Annotated in this window: 4 protein-coding genes; all 4 read left to right on the top strand. The window is 76.0% G+C overall.

The genetic code is table 11. The features are described 5' to 3' along the window. Nucleotides 1-708, top strand: a 708-nt coding sequence (locus CCN44_RS16815; RefSeq protein WP_208639787.1) for a 4-alpha-glucanotransferase, incomplete at its 5' end; no start/stop codon positions are given. Further along, nucleotides 708-2,669 (top strand): putative baseplate assembly protein, encoded by a 1,962-nt coding sequence (locus tag CCN44_RS16820; protein WP_086698118.1) that lies wholly within the window; start codon nt 708-710, stop codon nt 2,667-2,669. The genes CCN44_RS16815 and CCN44_RS16820, both read left to right, overlap by 1 nt. A 34-nt stretch (nt 2,670-2,703) precedes the next feature. Next, entirely contained in the window at nt 2,704-3,267 is a 564-nt protein-coding gene (locus CCN44_RS16825) for a phage tail protein (RefSeq protein WP_059250187.1), read from the top strand. Nucleotides 3,268-3,271: 4 nt separating this feature from the next. Further along, nucleotides 3,272-3,418: zinc-ribbon domain-containing protein (locus tag CCN44_RS43270; protein WP_143649801.1), on the top strand; the 147-nt coding region annotated here is incomplete at its 3' end.

Below are 3,418 nucleotides of genomic sequence, written 5' to 3' on the forward strand. Positions count from 1 at the left end.
GCCGACCTCGCCGACCGGGTCGAGTTCCACGCCCGCCTGGCCTGGCTCACCGACGGCCAGCTCCGGGCCGCCCAGCGCGCCGCCCGCGAGGCCGGCATGCCCGTCGGGATCGTGCACGACCTCGCCGTCGGCGTGCACCCGGCCGGCGCCGACGCCTGGGCGCAGCAGGACGTGTTCGCCGCCGGCATGTCCGTCGGCGCGCCCCCGGACGCCTTCAACGCCCGCGGCCAGGACTGGGGCCTGCCGCCCTGGCGCCCCGACCGGCTCGCCGCCTGCGGCCACGCCCCCTACCGCGATCTGCTGCGCGCCCTCTTCCGCTACGCCGGCGCCCTGCGCATCGACCACGTCATGGGCCTGTTCCGGCTCTGGTGGGTGCCCCAGGGCAGCCCGCCCACCGACGGCACCTACGTCCGCTACGACGCCGACGCCATGCTCGCGATCCTGGCCCTGGAGGCGACCCGCGCCGGGGCCGTCGTGATCGGCGAGGACCTGGGCACCGTAGAGCCCGGCGTGCGCGAGGCCCTGGAGCGGTGGGAGCCGCGGATCGCGGTGGAGGACGTGGTGGTCGCCTTCGACGCCGTCGAGGACGGCACCCTCTACATCGACGTGCACTACACCGTGCGGTCCACCAACGACCGCCGCAACCTGGTCTTTCCCTTCTACACGATCCCCTCCGAGGAGGGGGCCGAGGACGGGGTCGCGGACTGATGGCCCTGCCCTCCCCGAACCTGGACGACCGGCGGTTCCAGCAACTCGTCGACGAGGCGAAGCGGTACGTGCAGCAGCGCGCCCCGGAGTGGACCGACCACAACGTCTCCGACCCGGGCGTCACCCTCATCGAGACGTTCGCCTACCTCGTGGACCAGCTGCTGTACCGGCTCAACCGGGTCCCGGACAAGAACTACACCGCCTTCCTCGACCTGCTGGGCGTCCGCCTCTTCCCGCCGGCCGCGGCCGTGGCCGAGGTCGACTTCTGGCTGTCGGCGCCGCAGCCGGACACGGTGGCGCTGCCCGCGGGCACCGAGGTGACCACCGCGGGCGGGGAGACCGACGAGGCGGTGGTGTTCGCCACCACCGGCCCCCTGCACATCGTGCCGAGCGAGCTGATCCGCCTGGTGACGGCGTACCGGACCGGTGAGCAGACCGACCGGACCGGGACGCTCGCCGAGGGCCGGGACATCCCCTGCTTCCAGGCCGCGCCGGAGCCGGGGGACGCGCTGCTGTTCGGCCTGCCGACGGCGGTGCCGAGCTGCATCGTCGCGGTGCGCCTGGACAGCCGCGTGGAGGGCGTCGGCGTGGACCCGCGCCAGCCCCCGCTCGTGTGGGAGGCGTGGGACGGCGGCGGCTGGCGGGCGTGCGAGACCGGCACCGACACCACCGGCGGGCTGAACCGGCCCGGCGAGGTCGTCGTGCACGTGCCGGCCGGGCACACGGCGTCGGTGATCGGCGGGACGCGGGCCGGCTGGCTGCGCTGCCGGGTCACCGAGGCGGAACCGGGCCAGCCGTTCTACTCGGAGTCCCCGACGGTCCGCGAGGCGGCGGTGTTCACCGTGGGCGGCACCATGACCGTCGAGCACGCCGAGACCGTGACCGACGTGCCGCTCGGCACCTCCGAGGGCGTCCCGGGGCAGTCGTTCGCTCTCGCCCGCCCGCCGGTCCTCCTCGACGGCGAGCCGCCGGTGGTGGAGGTGTCCTCGCCCGAGGGCTGGCAACGCTGGGACGTGGTCGAGCACTTCGGCCGCTCCGGGCCCGCCGACCGGCACGTCCGGGTGGACGCCACCACCGGCGCGTTCACCTTCCCGCCGGCGCTGCGCGAACCGGACGGCACCCTGCGGTACTGCGGCGCCGTCCCGCCCAAGGGCGCCCAGGTGCGGGTGGCCCGCTACCGCACCGGCGGCGGCCCGGCCGGCAACGTCGCCCGCGGCGCGATCTCCGTGCTGCGCAGCTCCGTGCCGTACGTCGCCCGGGTCGGCAACCGGGAGGCGGCGCGCGGCGGGGTCGCCGGGGAGACCGTCGAGAACGCCAAGCTGCGGGCACCGCAGGCGCTGCGGATGCAGGAGCGCGCGGTGACCGCCGAGGACTACGAGATCATCAGCCGCCAGGCGGCGCCCTCGGTCCGCCGGGTGCGCTGTCTGCCCGCCGCGGACGGCGGGGGCGCGGTACGGGTGCTGGTGGTGCCGGACGCGGTGGCCGACGAGGGCGACGACCGGCTCCGCTTCGAGCAGCTGATCCCCTCCGAGCAGGTCCTCGCGGCGATCACCGCGAGCCTGGACGAGCGGCGTCTGATCGGCACCCGGGTGGTGGTGGAGCCGCCGGTCTACCAGGGCGTCACCGTCGTGGCCCGGCTCACGGCGGCCCCGGGCGACACCGACCGGGTCCGCGAGGCGGCGCTCGCCGCGCTGTACCGGCACCTCAACCCGCTGCACGGCGGCCCGGACGGCACCGGCTGGCCCTTCGGGCGCCCGGTGCAGTACGGCGAACTGTTCGGCGTGCTCCAGCGCGCCGCGCGGGACGCCCTGGTGGAGGAGATCCGTCTCTTCCCCGCCGACCCGATCACCGGCCGCCGCGGCACCCCGACGGACCGCATCGACGTGTCCCCGGGCGCGCTGGTCTTCTCCCACCAGCACCAGGTGGTCGTGACGGCCGCGGAGCCGGGGGTGTGGGGATGAGCGCCGGTACGGCCGTGGAGCCGGAGGTACGACGATGAGCCGCGCCGCCGTACCCGGCCTGCCGAGCAGGCACCCGATCGGCGGACAGCTGCCGGCCCTGTACGCCGACGACGACTTCGCGCAGCGGTTCACCGCCGGCCTGGACACCGTCCTCGCCCCGGTGTTCCTGACGCTCGACACCCTGCCCGCCTACCTCGACCCCCGGGTGACGCCGGCCGACTTCCTGGCCTGGCTGGCCTCGTGGGTGGGCGCCGCCGACGACGCGCAGTGGCCGGAGGAGCTGCGCCGGGAGGCGGTCGTCCGCGCGGTCGAGCTGCACCGGTGGCGCGGCACCGGGCGCGGTCTGGTCGAGGCCCTGCGGCTCGCGCTCGGCGTGCGGGCGGAGGTGACCGAGGACGGTGGCGCGGTCTGGTCGAGCACCCCCGGTGCCGAGCTTCCGCCGGAGTCCCCCGCCGGGCCCCTGGTCCGGGTGTGGCCGGACCGTGCGGCGCGGGTGGACCCGGACAGGGTCCGCGAGATCGTCCGGGCCATGTGCCCGGCGCACACCGTCTGCCGGGTGGAGATCCTGCCCGGCCCGCCCGCCGACGAAGGGAGGTGACGCCATGCGCGCATGTCCCTCGTGCGGGGCGTCCAACAGCCCCACGGACGACTTCTGCGGCAACTGCGGGGCGTACTTGGCCTGGTCGGACCCCAAGCCGGCCCCGAGCACGCCCGCGGAGCCGGAGCCGACCCCCAGCACGCCCCCGGAG

The organism is Streptomyces tricolor (genome assembly GCF_002155905.1).
GTDB classification, from domain to species: domain Bacteria; phylum Actinomycetota; class Actinomycetes; order Streptomycetales; family Streptomycetaceae; genus Streptomyces; species Streptomyces tricolor.